Here is a 12,437-nt window from a genome sequence, read left to right as displayed (position 1 = left end):
TACGATTACTCCCTCTCTTGTTCCAAATGTAATAATCCCTTTTCAATCAACAACCACACCTGTGCAAATTCCGCATCAATTGTAGGGCTCTGCCATTCATAGGCGTGTGCCGGATGATGAAAACGAGCTGTAGCTTGAAGGATCGCTGTTGCAACCACGTCTGGGTTGTTAAATTGGAACTGGTTCTCCTGCTGGATGATCTCACTCAAATGACATACAAGATGTTGCACATGTTTATTGATAATATCTGCGGATTCCTGAGTTACCCGTGCGTACATCTCAAACAACTCTGCATCGGATTCGGCATAATGACGTTTACGAGCAATTAATGCTTCTATATATACTTTCAGATGACGTGTTCCCTCTCCGTTATAACTCTGATCCTTAGTTATTGCCGTCAAAGGCGCAATAATCTCATCTTCGAGCCATTGTGCGGTCACGCCTTCAAGTAATTCTTTCTTGCTTTTATAGTGCCTGTAAATCGTACCGTGACTAACCCCAAGCAATTTAGCGACATCCGTAACAGATGTTTTGGCAACACCGAAGCGCCGGAGAGTTTCCTGCGTTGCTCCAATAATTTGTTCCTTAGTTAAAAATTCAGAAGTTTTGTCCTTTTCCATAATGATTAAGATGGTTACACCATCCTCAAGTCACCTCCGTTGAAATTAGATTAACACAGCGAGTAACAAATGACAAATATTTATTTTTGTCATTTGTTACTCGCTTGATGATTTATATTTAAGAGCTCAAAGAAAAAAAGAGCCCATTTAATATGGCCCTTATCTAAAGGTTTAATGTTATTCTTTTCTAGAAAACGAACTTAAACAATACGAAGATTACCGCAAGAATCCCAGCGAGAATTAGCCAGTTGCTGATTTCCCACCAAATGCTTTTCCCTCCGGCTAAAAGCTGTTGTTCATTTTCTTCATGGCGCTGTTTGTGTGTATGTGATTCTGAGGCATGGGGCGGCTTGCTAAAGTCCATCATATACATTCCCCTTTCCAGCAGCTTTAATCTTGTGGTTCCATTATAACCCATAAATGAGCAGGAATTTATTAATTCTCAAAAAAGATGCTATTTCCATACAACAGGAGAGGAATCGTGTCATTGATCCATTGTTCCATAGGCACGTTCCGACCCTGCAGGTTCCATTGATAAGCCGCGCCATACATCCCCCAGCTTAACAGAACTGCTGCTGTCCCTTTACGAGAGTTCTGCCCCGGTGTGGAGGTTTTCTGACGATTCAACAGTTGCAAAATAATAATCTGGATTTTTTCTCTAATTTGAAGTTCCAGTACGGTTCCCAGTGACCTGTAACTTCGTTCGCAGCGAGTACTGACTTCAGCATGAAATTCACACAGGGCTGTTAATATTTTCCTCAAAAATTCTTCATTAAATGTATCACCCTGATCCATTCGATCATTCAATTTCTCCATGAATGAATAAGTAACGGTCGAATCCAGAATGGCAAATTTATCGGTGAAGTGTGCATAAAATGTGGCTCGATTCACCGTAGCTTTTTCGGTAATATCCCCCACGGTCAGAGAATCAAAGTCCTGATGTTGCAATAGGGATAGGAAAGCATCCTGCAGGAGCTGACGTGTCCGTATGACACGAGGATCCTGGTTGTTTTTGATCGTCATTCGAATGTCTCCTCGCTTTATTGCAAAATGTTCGCAACAAAAATATAGGAACTGTTGTCTACGCAACGATTCTGCATTTTTGCTGATTGTAAGCATGATTGGATTAGTATAGCATGCTTAACAACAAGCGTTGTTTACATTACTTTAGTTGTCTAGTCTACTATTTACAATCTAAGAATGAAAAGGAGAAACACGATATGAAAACCATCGTCATTGTTGGCGCAGGCCCCGGACTCGGGATGGCTATAGGACAGAAATTTGGACAAAACGGATTTCAAGTAGCTCTGGTATCACGACACCAAGACAAACTCGATAACCTGGCAGCCCAGTTAAAATCAGAAGGTATTGAAGCATCCGGCTTCGCAGCCGATCTATATAACCCGGAACAATTGACACAAGCTTTTGACCAAATCAAAGAGAAGTACGGTTTTATTGATGTGTTAGAATTCAGTCCTGCCGTTGGACAGTTTCCTCCGACACCTGCCATGAATGTTACTGCGGATAATGCACTGGATCAGTTCCAGGGTCTGGTACTTGGTGCAATTCATAGTGTGCAACTGGTATTACCAGCTATGCTGGAACGTCAGTCTGGAGCGATTCTGTTCACCACTGGGCTTTCGGCTATATATCCAATTCCGATGATGGGTAACGTGGGGATTGCTTTGGGCGGATTACGAAACTATGCCAACAATCTGCATACGGACCTCGCTCCGAAAGGCATTTATGTGGGTCACCTCTCCTTGGGTGTATTCATCAAGCCGGATACCCCAACAGATCCTAAATACATTGCTGACGCTTGGTATGAGATGTATGTGGAGAAAAATAAAGCTGAGGAAACATTCCCGGTTGGTGTTACTCCAGAAACGATTGTCTGGTAACTGAAGATTTTCAAAAGATAGTTTTGCGTTGATATATAAAACCACCCTTTTCACTTAAAAAGTGAGGAGAGTGGTTTTGGTATTCACATGATGAATAACACAAGTTATACGCATGGATGTGAGGCTTAACAACTACTACTTCAGGCTATTACTTCAAGCCCTATCATTTAGCAGACAATTCTTCTTCCGTGACCCATTTATGATTCTTCACCGGATCTCCGCCTGTAGTTGGGGTATAATCAACCATATATACCGTCGTTTGCTCAGCGGAGTCAATCGTTGCCTTAGCCCCTTTCATTCCTGGCATGTGGTCAGCGTTCAGCACAACCTCTGCTCCTGCTGCATACGGTTGATCCGTATGGTCCTGAATTTCCTCTTGGATGACCCATTTATGATATTTCACAGTGTCTCCCCCTGTGGTTGGTGTATACGAGACTGTATACGCTGTTGTCTCATAGGCTCCCACAATTGTTGCTTCTGCACCCTTCATTCCAGCCATATGGTCCGTACTCAACACGACATGGCTGCCCACTGGATATGTAGGATTTTTCTTTTCCTGAATTCCTTCTGGTAATTCTCCCGACTCAGAGTGGTGCATCTCTCCTGTGCTCGCTGTGTGACTGTCACTACTGCTATTATCCTGCTCAGCATTCTTGCCACATCCACTTAACATCAGACTGCCCGTGATCACCGTAGTCAGCAATATCATTGCATACTTTTTCATGAGTTGCACTCCTTTAAACTTTCGATTTCTACACTTATAATATACCCCATACGGGTATATTTCAATCGTAATTGATTTCTTTATCTATTATTGGTTATCGCTGCAGAATTAAAGAGCATATCAAAAAAACCTCCGATTTCTCGGAGGCCTTCAGTTTTTAGAAAATATTTTAGATACATGCTTCAGACTTCAACATGAAGTCCAAAGCTAAACCGTTCAATTGACTTTTCTCAATGATTAGGCTAGTCCCACGGTAACATTGACGTTCCCTTTGATTCCTTTGGAATATGGGCAGTAGTCATGCGCAAGTTTGACAAATTTCTGTGCTGTCTCCTCATCCAGACCCTCAATTTTAACTTCAAGTTCCACTTCCAGTTTCACACCATTATCCGTAGGGTCCGTCACAAGCATAACCGTAGCCGATACAGTGCTTCTCTCAATTTCAACTTTGTGTTTCTTCAACTGAAACTCCAGCGCTGAATTAAAGCAAGCACTGTAGCCTGCTGCAAACAATTGCTCTGGATTCGTAGCTGTCGTCACTTTGCCTCCCAGTTCAGGCGGGGCAGCGACATCAAGCATAAATACGTTATCTGGCGATTGCACAATCCCTTGACGTCCACCTGTATTGATAACTGTAGTTTCATATAATGTTTTCACGAGTATTGGCTCCTCTGTAATTTAGATTTTATTTTGTAAAGATGATGTCTCTTTTGTTTTGTTAACAATTAGATTGTACACAATTTAATTGTGTTTGTAAATCATTATTATAAAATTAAAAACAACCATTCCCTCTTGTAAAAGCAGGAAATGGTTGCTCCGTAATTGATAAATATCTATCACTGATCCAAAAGTTGAATCTACCTAATATAGTATAGCTTTTACATTTTCTTCTCAAAGCCCTCCATCGGTGCAAGTGAATTCTGGTAGTCAGTCCCTTCCTGACTGTCGGTAGTAAAGTGCATGACCTCCCGAAACGAACCTTCCAGATAAGTCTGCATCGCCAATGGAATGCGCAACTCATCCATATCCGACGGGGATATTTGGTAACGAATGCTGCCAAGGTCACCTGCTTTCACCTTCTGTACCCATTTTGGCTCACGAATCAATCCCCGTCCGAGTGCAGCCAAAGTTGCCCCGGCGTTGATGACCTCTTCCGCGTCTTCCGGCCACTCAATCGATCCGATGCCAATCAGAGGTTTTTTGTGATCCAAAACCCGGACGAATTTAGTCAAGATTGGCTCTTTATCATGTGGGTGGTTTAAAGATGTTCGTTTGTAACTTCCCATCGACAGATGAATGTAATCAACCCGAGTGTCTGTCAGCGCCTGGGCAAACGCTAAGGAGTCTTCGAGCTGAATGCCCGGCATATGAATTTCTTCCGGTGAAATCCGGTAACCGAGGATAAAGGGTTTATCCGCATGGGCATCGATCACCGATGCAACCTCCTGAATGACTGCCAGCGGAAATCGCATACGATTTTCAAAACTGCCACCCCACTGATCGGACCGTTGATTGGAATTGACGGAGAAAAATTGCTGCAATAGATATGTGTTGGCCCCGTGAAGCTCTACCCCGTCAAAACCAGATTGAATGGCTCGTAAGGTTGCTCTGCCGAAGTCCTTAATAATGTTTTCGATTTCCTCAGGAGTCAATTCACGCGGCGTCTCCGAGCCGATTGGATGAGCGGCAGCGATTGCACTCGCACTGGTGGGTTGTACACCTCTTAGCGTTTTGGAGTTCGTTTTGCGCCCTGCATGAAAGATTTGCACAATGGCTTTCGTTCCGTCTTTATGAATGGCTCTTGCAATTTTGGACAGTCCTTTGATTGTAGAATCACTTGCGATGGAGAGCTCACCTTCGAAGCCTTTTCCCCCATCGGTTACGTACGCAACACCTGTAATGATCATTCCAGGGCCTCCAGCCCGTTCGGCATAATAATCGACTTCATCATTGGTGATTGAACCGTCGAAGAAACTGGACATCGTTGTCATCGGCGCCATGACCACTCTATTTTTTAGCGTAAAACCATTCGCAAATGTATAAGGCTGCAAGAAATTACGATTACTATTTTCCATATATATTCTCTCCTTTTATTAGGCGTGTTCACCCTTGTCTCTGTTTCATGAGTTATTGTATAGTAGGGTGAAAAAAGAGTATAGTATGCACTTAAAAGGTAGATACTATCTAAAAGGAGAGTGTAATATGGAAACTGCTGAGGAAGTAAACGTTAAACCATTTTCACATGCCATGTCATTGATCGGTGGAAAATGGAAAATGCATATCTTGTTTTGGTTATGGAAAAAAGAAACATTGCGATATGGAGAACTGAAAAGAGCTTTGGATGGAATTACGCATAAAATGCTAAGCTCTCAACTGAAGGAACTAGAAGCCGACCAATTAATCATCCGTACAGAGTACCCACAATTACCGCCAAAAGTAGAATACTCTTTGTCTCGTGAAGGATTAACACTGATGCCTGTGCTGGAGATTCTCTGCGATTGGGGTAGACAGAATCTTGCTGATTTGCAGAAGAATTAGTCAAACTGCTGCAAGCTTTATGTATATTTCCAGTAGAATACTACAAGTGGAGCAGTACGTGAACTGAATTAATTTTTTGGAATTTTAAAGTGCTCTCAATCATTATGGAGAGCATCTTTTGGGGAGTAGTGTAGTTAAGTTTTAATCTTCTGAACTCTCAAGTAGAAATTTTCCGATAATATTCTCGTTGCTATCGTACAAGTTTATATACTTATCGACTTTTGGTTCATTCATACTCTGAATTGCTTCTTCGGGAGTTTGTGGCAAATCTTGATTCATATCTGAAGTCTTGATGTAACCTTCAGTTCCGTCTACACCTATAGCCTTAACTAGATCTAATACTGTTTCACCATGATAAATAAATGAACCATATGTTTCACCTTTATCATTGATTTTTATTTCCATTTGATCTTCAGAAGGACTAGTATCAGCAGATGCAGCTCCCCAGCCATAGACACCTATTCCAATCCCTAAAGCAAAAGTCACTCCAACTGTAATTAATTTTAGTGATTTCGTTCTCATAAGAATATCCTCCTAAAGTTGAATGATTAGTGTTGTTTTATTCAAGTTATTTTTGATCTGCTTGAAAATGCACCCTGATCTTTACTTGTGAAAGTACTCAAAACTTTGTTTGTAATTTTAATTTCCCTATATATAAATGAACACTTACAATCAGGGAATGTTACACATTGAGAAAACTTTTTATTTATAATCAAAACGCCGGTAGTTCTGCAATTGTTCATTTTAATTCTGCCGGTGCTGGATCGCTGCATCATAAGCAGTTATTTTCTCATTATGGAGGCTTTTGACGGCAAATAGTCGATTTATAATTATTTCTGCCAAGTGATTAAATACTTTTGGCTGCTGTTGGAACATTCCAATAATTAAATTTCACGGAATACGACATACGCATGCAAAAGAAACAGCTGAAAAGTTAAACACTGTTCTTTTCGGTTAACGTAAAAAATACCAACTCACAGTTAATGTGACGTTGGCATTTTTTTAACGATAATCAATAACAGAACTTGTAGAAAGCAATTTAATTAATGAGATACTTAGCAAAATAACATGATCTTGACCAAAAATTGACCATTTCTCTTTAATGAACACAAAATTATAGTGTAGTTTCTTCTATAAGGAAAAGAAGCCTTTCTCTGCAAGGCTTCTCGCGTATGATCTGTAGTGGGCTCGAACCACTGACCCCTACCCTGTCAAGATAGTGCTCTCCCAGCTGAGCTAACAGATCATGATATCTAATTGTTTTCCAATCAAGTAACAGTATCATACCAAGTAACCGTGTTCATTGTCAATCGTTATATTGGTAATATTTTATTTGAATTGGTGCACAATAAAGGAATGATTACCATTTTGATGACGAGGTGACTTCCATATGAGGAACATGAAAGAACGTAAGCTGCGTTTATTTATCATAGCCAAAAACGTAGCCTGTTTGATTGCGCTTGTTGCATTAATATACGTTTCTGTCGGTTGTAGTTTGGAACGGGATGAACATACAGTACAATTCCAACAGTTAAAAGAGCCCCATGAGGTGAATGATGATCTGCCCGTTTGGCTGGATGTGTATTCCAAGTCTGTTGTGCATGACGTTTACTCCCCACAAGGCAATGTTGAAGTCTTACCCTGAGGAACATCAAATTGCATTTCACTCGTCTTCGTCCCACTTTTTGGAGTACGCCTTCTTAGTCACATAATACAACAAAGCAATCATTCCTGCCGCCATCAGAAGGGTGATTGCCATCACTCCTGCCATACCCATGGTGCGCCCCTCCTCTCCCAGTATGTTCCAGTCTTAACTATACAGGAAAAGCATTTTTTTGTATAATTCAGTCTGATAGCGTAGAGCAGAAAGAAGGTATGGAATTGGCAGCTGAGATTAGTTATGTAACGACTGAAGAACAACTCCAGGAAGCATTGGATATTCGCAATCATGTTTTTGTAATCGAGCAGCAGGTGCCTGCTGACATTGAGATCGATCAATATGATATCATCAGTCCTGATGTGCATCACGTATTGTTGAGTAAAGATGGACAGGCTGTAGCCACAGGGCGTCTGATCTATTACACCAAGGATACCGCCAAAATGCAGCGTATCGCTGTACTCAAATCTCATCGTTCGTTCGGTTACGGACGTGTGCTTCTGTTAGCCATGGAAGAACGAGCACGCGAATTGGGATTGGCCTACTCTGTTTTGGACGCACAATGCCAGGCGCAGAAGTTCTATGAGAAGCTCGGATATGAAGTGATCTCGGAAGAGCCTTTTTATGATGCAGATATTCTGCACGTTCGTATGCAAAAGAGCCTGTAAATAACCTCTGCGTGCGATATGAAGCTATGTTGTGCATACTTTTTTTTGATCCGGACAGGCTAAAGAGGTAACCAGATTCCTATTTGGTCAGATAAGGAGAGTGTGACATCATGGATCAAACGACACGCGAAAGCTTCACAGCAGTACAAAAAAATGGTGACGGCGATCTGACGGCGTTTCAAACTTCATCCGGACGTGTGCTGGATTACCAACAAGCACTGGCAGAAGTAAAAGCAGGATCAATTGCAGGTGTGAACGTCTTTAAAGGCAAAGACGGCGAAATGTACATTCGCGGTGACGCAGACGGCGACCCAACCAATAACCTTGATCAACTTCCTATCTTCTAATAGATGTATGCTGATTAACATGGCGCCAATCCGGCATTCCGGGTTGGCGTTTTTTACGTTTTAATATTCGGTAAAATATTTCACGGCATCGCCAGCAGGCTGGCTTTTGCGAATGGGCTGTGATTCCTGCTCCCATGCTTGCAGAATTAGTATGCCTTCCAGCGTAGACTTGTTCTCCCACACAATATGCTGCCTGCGCTCAAGCTCCAGCAGTGACTCATGAATGAACGCCTTGGTTCTGCCCGTCTTATTCTCCAGCTCATCCATTCGTGGTACTCGGCGACGCTGCCCCGCATAATTAACAATAATACGCAAAATTTTGCGTTCAAAATCATTCAGCATATTTCTTCCTTCCCTTCCTTATGGAGTACGGGACGCCATGCCAGAATACCTTGTTCAAGAAATGTTCGGGGTGCCCCCTCTTTCCCTGCGGATGCTCTAATCTTACCTTCCCGTACACTGTTGATTCGAATCTGCCGCTGTGTAATATGCCCTGCACGATCCATGTAGACGAGCTCCACCATCTGACCAATATATTTCCCTAGCATAATCATCCCTCCAATAAGAACATGTGTTTGTTTTATTATTATATGCGAACATAAGTTCTTTATTCAACAACTAAAAAAAGGATTTTTTTGAAATAAAAAAACCAGACTCACTCCCTCTCATAGGGAAGTCTGGTTCCTATCCTGCCTTGCTATGCAGTGCATGTTCAGTTCAACGTCGATCCGATTCCGTGAATTGTACTTTTTTCAGCTGCTGGGTAGACGGATTAAAATCAACATTCACAAATACAGCAAATTGTTTACCGTCTTTGTTACGTACCCATAACTTGAACTGTTCACGGGATTGGTCTGCTGTTAGTGAGGTGCGACCGATGTGTTTGTAATCCAAAATATCCACGTTGTACTTGGTTTGCGTTTCTTTCACTGCAATGATTCCCCATTTCGCATAATCCGGAATTGCAGTTGCTGAACTTGTTGCTAGTCCACTTAAACTTAGTATCACCGTCATCAGGGCTACGATGAGCATTCTCATATCATTCACTCCTCGGGACAATGTTTACGTTAGCCTGCCCTGTAGAAGTTTATTTTACACCAGTAGACGAAGGATAAACGTAATCGGTTGCTGGAGCGATTGAATCGTACTGATCGCCATCTTATACCGTTCGATTGGTGATTTGAAGCTTATCCCCCAGTCACCCTCCAATAAAAGATTACGCGGTGGTGGATCTTCCGGCTTTTCCAAACCGTACTTTTCTATAAGCTCATCTTTTCTTTATTGATCCAACTCACTCGGATAATCTGCATATGCTGCCGTAACATCGCTACATCCAAAAACGACAAGCAGCAGGATACCCCATCCTACCATAATCCAACTTTTGCGCACTCTCAGTTTCTCCTTCATTTAAATCAGATAATAACAACCATACTTAACTTCATTCGTCCTGATTGTACATAAATAACACGGGATTGGAAATAACAAATGTAGACTTAACTACATACGCCTTAAGCCTCAATTGCAAAATTATGGGTTTAGCGTATTCGATAAACGTGTAATAGGCCATGACAACATCACTTCATTATTCTGAGCAATCATTTCGAGGAGGTTACACCGAATGTTCAAACGTATGGATGAAATCGCAATTGAAATCCCTAATGTCGAGAGACCGGACCCGAATGCAGCGGCAGCGATACAAGAATTGCTGGGTGGTAAATTCGGAGAGATGTCAACGTTGAACAACTACCTCTATCAATCCTTTAATTTTCGCTCCAAAGAAAAATTGAAACCCTTCTACGATCTGGTGATGAGTATCACCGCCGAAGAATTGGGTCATGTAGAGCTTGTGTCTCATGGCATTAACAAATGCCTCAGAGGTTCCACTGATTACAAAGAGCCTGACGATACACCACTTGGTTCCGTGAAGGATGCGCGTCTGTCCTATCATTTCCTGGCTGGCGCACAGGGAGCAATGCCTTTCGACTCCATGGGCAATCCATGGACAGGCGCCCATGTTTTTAACAGTGGAAATCTGGTCGAAGATCTGCTGCATAACTTTTTTCTTGAATGCGGAGCACGTACACATAAAATGAAAGTTTATGAAATGACCGATCACCCCGCAGCCCGGGCAGTTGTTGGCTATTTGCTGGTACGCGGCGGTGTGCATGTGGTCGCTTATGCTAAAGCGCTTGAAATTGCAACCGGAGTGAATGTAACCAAATTGGTGCCGATTCCATCCCTGAGCAACAAATCCTTTAACGAGGCTTGGAAATACGAAGAAAAGGGCCTACACACCAAGCTGTATACCTATAGTGATAAAGACTTTACTGCAATCAGTCAGATCTGGAAAGGAACACACCCCGAAGATGGACAACCGCTGGAAGTCATTCAAGGCGTACCTGAAGGGTATCCGATTCCTGAAGCTCCTGCGGTGGAAGAAGAATTCGCACCAGGTATTTCGCAGGAAGACTTCCAGGAAATTGCACGTCGTCTGAAGATGGCGGGAAACATCGCGGATTAAGGTAGCGTTATGTAGTGGATGTATTAGTTATTGTTGAAATGGCATGAAAATGGATTAAGCCCTCAGATCTTGCTGCTTCAGTGGCAGGATCGAGGGCTTTTTTTGATGTGTTAAAACATGGATTTAATGCTGTTGATGAACTTTTGCCCTGTGTTTGGCTCTGTCAGTGTAATGTCCCACATCACTATATTGGTCATCAGATTTGAACCATCGGTTATTACTTTTATGGTCAGTTCTTTAACTCCCTTTAACGGAGTTTGAAAAGAGTCAGGATGGTTCTCCCCGCTGTTCGCCGATACAACCAAAGAATAGATTTCTGTGCCATCGGCAATAAAGTTTATTGTAATAGTCTCATTGCTTGCTGTGCGGACAACATCGTCCGGTATAGCGAAATAACCTTTCATATTTTTGTATTTTCCATTTAAGAGATATGAAAACTCATTCGTATTTTGTTTTTCTCTACTGTACAGATTGATTTGAGGCTCAACATTTGTCTGGCCTACTGTAAAACTGGAGAGTTCTTCATCCCATACTACAGCCCCGTCACTCGAAACAAGTTCATTTAGTGCGACACTTTTTCCGTCAACGTTATCTAAATAATGATTTAAGCCGCCAACAACAGTGATCGTACCTATTGAAAAAATAATTGCTGTCAGGAAAATTTGAATAAATCCTTTTAATGTGTTCCGATGATGCTTTATTATCCGCTGTGCTCCATATCCCACGGCAGCCCCTAAAGTATTAATCAGGATATCGTCTATATCAAACGCACCTAAACGGGAGATCATTTGCACTGTCTCTAACATCGTAATACAGAGAATGAATATGCTGATAAAGCGAATAAACCCACAGCGAAAAAGCAGCGGAATGACCATCCCGAAGGGGATGAATGCTACAAAGTTCCCCATTTCAAAAAACCATATCTTAAAATCCCTCCCCATTGGAAAATGTAAAGGAATTCCTTCAGGGGTTAAGCTGTATCGCCAGCCCTGATCAGGTCTGGCCGAGCTTCTATCAAAGCCCAGGAATAAGAAATACAATGTTAAACAAGTATACAACGATAACAATACAATGATGAATTTTCTTGACTTTCCTTGATACAAAATCAAAATCACACCTTCTTTTTTCAATAAACTTCTACATCATCAAATCATTCCTACACTACAATTTGCAGGACTCACGTTGACTCATGACTCATCACTTCGATCAGCATGTTGGCCCCCAGTCGAAATCCCTGAACAAATGCAGCTTCGCTATGCATACCATCACATTGACCACACAAGTCAAACAACTGTTCTAGCTCACGGAATTCTCCCTCGCTCAATCGATTCTTCCATTGTTCCGTCATAGCCGTAATTTGCCGCCCTAATAATTGGTATTCAGGATGTGTCGGCATCATCGTCTCATCCGGGCGAAGTCGCCCGTTATAAAGTGCTTCCAGAATTGAATTCATGTTCATCC

General features: G+C 42.0%; 19 protein-coding genes and 1 tRNA gene. 6 read left to right on the top strand and 14 right to left on the bottom strand.

The features are described 5' to 3' along the window. Window positions 1–5: 5 nt before the first annotated feature. The 3 genes from gpAD87_RS04705 to gpAD87_RS04695 all read right to left on the bottom strand — a co-directional run bounded on the left by gpAD87_RS04705 (window position 6) and on the right by gpAD87_RS04695 (window position 1,643). Window positions 6–620, bottom strand: coding sequence for a TetR/AcrR family transcriptional regulator (locus tag gpAD87_RS04705; RefSeq protein ID WP_064636550.1), 615 nt, complete (start codon window positions 618–620; stop codon window positions 6–8). A gap of 187 nt (window positions 621–807) precedes the next feature. After that, window positions 808–987, bottom strand: a complete 180-nt coding sequence (locus gpAD87_RS04700; RefSeq protein WP_064636548.1) for a hypothetical protein — start codon at window positions 985–987, stop codon at window positions 808–810. A gap of 68 nt (window positions 988–1,055) precedes the next feature. Beyond that, window positions 1,056–1,643 carry a TetR/AcrR family transcriptional regulator gene (locus gpAD87_RS04695; RefSeq protein ID WP_064636546.1) on the bottom strand — a complete coding sequence of 196 codons (588 nt, stop codon included), beginning with the start codon at window positions 1,641–1,643 and terminating at the stop codon, window positions 1,056–1,058. Between the two features lie 197 nt (window positions 1,644–1,840). Here gpAD87_RS04695 and gpAD87_RS04690 point away from each other — a divergent pair, with 197 nt between their 5' ends. Beyond that, a complete protein-coding gene (locus gpAD87_RS04690; protein ID WP_064636544.1) occupies window positions 1,841–2,521 on the top strand; it encodes an SDR family NAD(P)-dependent oxidoreductase in 681 nt (226 codons plus the stop codon). Between the two features lie 163 nt (window positions 2,522–2,684). On the opposite strand, the gene gpAD87_RS04685 is transcribed toward gpAD87_RS04690, so the two are convergent. The 3 genes from gpAD87_RS04685 to gpAD87_RS04675 all read right to left on the bottom strand — a co-directional run bounded on the left by gpAD87_RS04685 (window position 2,685) and on the right by gpAD87_RS04675 (window position 5,320). Beyond that, complete coding sequence (locus tag gpAD87_RS04685; RefSeq protein WP_064636542.1) at window positions 2,685–3,245, bottom strand: DUF1541 domain-containing protein; 561 nt, start codon at window positions 3,243–3,245, stop codon at window positions 2,685–2,687. 237 nt (window positions 3,246–3,482) lie between these two features. Further along, window positions 3,483–3,902: an organic hydroperoxide resistance protein gene (locus gpAD87_RS04680; RefSeq protein WP_064636540.1), complete on the bottom strand. Its 420-nt coding sequence runs from the start codon at window positions 3,900–3,902 to the stop codon at window positions 3,483–3,485. A 221-nt stretch (window positions 3,903–4,123) separates the two neighbouring features. Further along, a complete protein-coding gene (locus gpAD87_RS04675) occupies window positions 4,124–5,320 on the bottom strand; it encodes an NADH-dependent flavin oxidoreductase (protein ID WP_064636538.1) in 1,197 nt (398 codons plus the stop codon). Window positions 5,321–5,447: 127 nt separating this feature from the next. On the opposite strand from gpAD87_RS04675, the gene gpAD87_RS04670 reads away from it, so the two are divergent. Continuing rightward, a complete protein-coding gene (locus tag gpAD87_RS04670) occupies window positions 5,448–5,783 on the top strand; it encodes a winged helix-turn-helix transcriptional regulator (RefSeq protein WP_064636537.1) in 336 nt (111 codons plus the stop codon). 141 nt (window positions 5,784–5,924) lie between these two features. Here the strand turns inward: gpAD87_RS04670 and gpAD87_RS04665 are convergent, their stop codons facing one another. Both gpAD87_RS04665 and gpAD87_RS04660 read right to left on the bottom strand, forming a co-directional pair. Next, window positions 5,925–6,305 carry a hypothetical protein gene (locus tag gpAD87_RS04665; RefSeq protein WP_064636534.1) on the bottom strand — a complete coding sequence of 127 codons (381 nt, stop codon included), beginning with the start codon at window positions 6,303–6,305 and terminating at the stop codon, window positions 5,925–5,927. Window positions 6,306–6,956: 651 nt separating this feature from the next. Continuing rightward, a tRNA-Val gene (locus gpAD87_RS04660) sits at window positions 6,957–7,029 on the bottom strand. 144 nt (window positions 7,030–7,173) lie between these two features. On the opposite strand from gpAD87_RS04660, the gene gpAD87_RS04655 reads away from it, so the two are divergent. The 3 genes from gpAD87_RS04655 (at window position 7,174) to gpAD87_RS04645 (ending at window position 8,455) form a co-directional block, all read left to right on the top strand. Continuing rightward, window positions 7,174–7,428 carry a hypothetical protein gene (locus gpAD87_RS04655; protein WP_064636532.1) on the top strand — a complete coding sequence of 85 codons (255 nt, stop codon included), beginning with the start codon at window positions 7,174–7,176 and terminating at the stop codon, window positions 7,426–7,428. A 236-nt stretch (window positions 7,429–7,664) separates the two neighbouring features. After that, window positions 7,665–8,108 carry a GNAT family N-acetyltransferase gene (locus gpAD87_RS04650; protein ID WP_063565750.1) on the top strand — a complete coding sequence of 148 codons (444 nt, stop codon included), beginning with the start codon at window positions 7,665–7,667 and terminating at the stop codon, window positions 8,106–8,108. Window positions 8,109–8,218: 110 nt separating this feature from the next. Beyond that, window positions 8,219–8,455, top strand: a complete 237-nt coding sequence (locus tag gpAD87_RS04645) for a DUF3892 domain-containing protein (RefSeq protein WP_063565553.1) — start codon at window positions 8,219–8,221, stop codon at window positions 8,453–8,455. Window positions 8,456–8,515: 60 nt separating this feature from the next. Here gpAD87_RS04645 and gpAD87_RS04640 read toward each other — a convergent pair whose 3' ends face one another. From gpAD87_RS04640 to gpAD87_RS31735, 4 genes are all read right to left on the bottom strand, one after another. Beyond that, entirely contained in the window at window positions 8,516–8,797 is a 282-nt protein-coding gene (locus gpAD87_RS04640; RefSeq protein WP_063565552.1) for a hypothetical protein, read from the bottom strand. Continuing rightward, window positions 8,791–9,003 carry a hypothetical protein gene (locus gpAD87_RS04635; RefSeq protein ID WP_064636528.1) on the bottom strand — a complete coding sequence of 71 codons (213 nt, stop codon included), beginning with the start codon at window positions 9,001–9,003 and terminating at the stop codon, window positions 8,791–8,793. Before gpAD87_RS04635 ends, gpAD87_RS04640 begins: the two co-directional genes overlap by 7 nt. Before the next feature lie 169 nt (window positions 9,004–9,172). Continuing rightward, window positions 9,173–9,493 carry a DUF3889 domain-containing protein gene (locus tag gpAD87_RS04630; RefSeq protein ID WP_064636525.1) on the bottom strand — a complete coding sequence of 107 codons (321 nt, stop codon included), beginning with the start codon at window positions 9,491–9,493 and terminating at the stop codon, window positions 9,173–9,175. 54 nt (window positions 9,494–9,547) lie between these two features. After that, window positions 9,548–9,703: a hypothetical protein gene (locus tag gpAD87_RS31735; RefSeq protein ID WP_157258417.1), complete on the bottom strand. Its 156-nt coding sequence runs from the start codon at window positions 9,701–9,703 to the stop codon at window positions 9,548–9,550. 370 nt (window positions 9,704–10,073) lie between these two features. On the opposite strand from gpAD87_RS31735, the gene gpAD87_RS04625 reads away from it, so the two are divergent. Beyond that, window positions 10,074–10,976 (top strand): manganese catalase family protein, encoded by a 903-nt coding sequence (locus gpAD87_RS04625; RefSeq protein ID WP_064636522.1) that lies wholly within the window; start codon window positions 10,074–10,076, stop codon window positions 10,974–10,976. A 110-nt stretch (window positions 10,977–11,086) separates the two neighbouring features. Here the strand turns inward: gpAD87_RS04625 and gpAD87_RS04620 are convergent, their stop codons facing one another. Further along, window positions 11,087–12,106 carry a VanZ family protein gene (locus gpAD87_RS04620; RefSeq protein WP_157258416.1) on the bottom strand — a complete coding sequence of 340 codons (1,020 nt, stop codon included), beginning with the start codon at window positions 12,104–12,106 and terminating at the stop codon, window positions 11,087–11,089. A 47-nt stretch (window positions 12,107–12,153) separates the two neighbouring features. Continuing rightward, window positions 12,154–12,429 carry a DUF6809 family protein gene (locus tag gpAD87_RS04615; protein ID WP_064636520.1) on the bottom strand — a complete coding sequence of 92 codons (276 nt, stop codon included), beginning with the start codon at window positions 12,427–12,429 and terminating at the stop codon, window positions 12,154–12,156. Window positions 12,430–12,437 lie beyond the last annotated feature (8 nt).

It is taken from the genome of Paenibacillus sp. AD87 (genome assembly GCF_001659845.1).
Classification (GTDB): domain Bacteria; phylum Bacillota; class Bacilli; order Paenibacillales; family Paenibacillaceae; genus Paenibacillus; species Paenibacillus marchantiae.
The sequence above is the reverse complement of the archived record's forward strand: the minus strand, read 5'-3'. Positions and strand labels throughout refer to the sequence as shown.

What these genes read in the sequence shown, in the direction of transcription:
- gpAD87_RS04705 (WP_064636550.1), bottom strand. Translation starts at nt 620, where the DNA reads ATGGAAAAGGACAAAACTTCTGAATTTTTAACTAAGGAACAAATTATT.
- gpAD87_RS04700 (WP_064636548.1), bottom strand. Translation starts at nt 987, where the DNA reads ATGATGGACTTTAGCAAGCCGCCCCATGCCTCAGAATCACATACACAC.
- gpAD87_RS04695 (WP_064636546.1), bottom strand. Translation starts at nt 1,643, where the DNA reads ATGACGATCAAAAACAACCAGGATCCTCGTGTCATACGGACACGTCAG.
- gpAD87_RS04690 (WP_064636544.1), top strand. Translation starts at nt 1,841, where the DNA reads ATGAAAACCATCGTCATTGTTGGCGCAGGCCCCGGACTCGGGATGGCT.
- gpAD87_RS04685 (WP_064636542.1), bottom strand. Translation starts at nt 3,245, where the DNA reads ATGAAAAAGTATGCAATGATATTGCTGACTACGGTGATCACGGGCAGT.
- gpAD87_RS04675 (WP_064636538.1), bottom strand. Translation starts at nt 5,320, where the DNA reads ATGGAAAATAGTAATCGTAATTTCTTGCAGCCTTATACATTTGCGAAT.
- gpAD87_RS04670 (WP_064636537.1), top strand. Translation starts at nt 5,448, where the DNA reads ATGGAAACTGCTGAGGAAGTAAACGTTAAACCATTTTCACATGCCATG.
- gpAD87_RS04665 (WP_064636534.1), bottom strand. Translation starts at nt 6,305, where the DNA reads ATGAGAACGAAATCACTAAAATTAATTACAGTTGGAGTGACTTTTGCT.
- gpAD87_RS04655 (WP_064636532.1), top strand. Translation starts at nt 7,174, where the DNA reads ATGAGGAACATGAAAGAACGTAAGCTGCGTTTATTTATCATAGCCAAA.
- gpAD87_RS04645 (WP_063565553.1), top strand. Translation starts at nt 8,219, where the DNA reads ATGGATCAAACGACACGCGAAAGCTTCACAGCAGTACAAAAAAATGGT.
- gpAD87_RS04640 (WP_063565552.1), bottom strand. Translation starts at nt 8,797, where the DNA reads ATGCTGAATGATTTTGAACGCAAAATTTTGCGTATTATTGTTAATTAT.
- gpAD87_RS04635 (WP_064636528.1), bottom strand. Translation starts at nt 9,003, where the DNA reads ATGCTAGGGAAATATATTGGTCAGATGGTGGAGCTCGTCTACATGGAT.
- gpAD87_RS04630 (WP_064636525.1), bottom strand. Translation starts at nt 9,493, where the DNA reads ATGAGAATGCTCATCGTAGCCCTGATGACGGTGATACTAAGTTTAAGT.
- gpAD87_RS04625 (WP_064636522.1), top strand. Translation starts at nt 10,074, where the DNA reads ATGTTCAAACGTATGGATGAAATCGCAATTGAAATCCCTAATGTCGAG.
- gpAD87_RS04615 (WP_064636520.1), bottom strand. Translation starts at nt 12,429, where the DNA reads ATGAATTCAATTCTGGAAGCACTTTATAACGGGCGACTTCGCCCGGAT.